This window comes from Shewanella electrica (assembly GCF_022321485.1).
Taxonomy (GTDB): domain Bacteria; phylum Pseudomonadota; class Gammaproteobacteria; order Enterobacterales; family Shewanellaceae; genus Shewanella; species Shewanella electrica.
On the sequence record NZ_JAKOGG010000789.1, the window covers coordinates 1 to 234 of the forward strand.

The window sequence follows — 234 nt, forward strand, 5'->3', positions numbered from 1 at the left end:
GAGCGTGCGCAGAGATATCCGCGATTCTGACCTGGACGACTCCCGAGCCGATGTCCAGGTCCTTGCTGGCCAGCTTGGTTCCCAAACCGCGCAAGCCCCAGTTTAGGCGGGCGCCTGGGGGGATATTCTCCGCCCTAATATCCAGCACAGTGGTAGGGTCAACGCGGAGCTTTTCGCCGGCGAAATCGGGGAGTATGAAGGGCGACGGTTGCCCCCCTTCGATGAAGACTCTCG

1 protein-coding gene is annotated in these 234 nt (G+C 61.5%); it reads right to left on the reverse strand.

From position 1 onward, the window contains the following. Window positions 1–234, reverse strand: a 234-nt coding sequence (locus L9G74_RS22075) for a hypothetical protein (RefSeq protein ID WP_238899090.1), incomplete at both ends; no start/stop codon positions are given.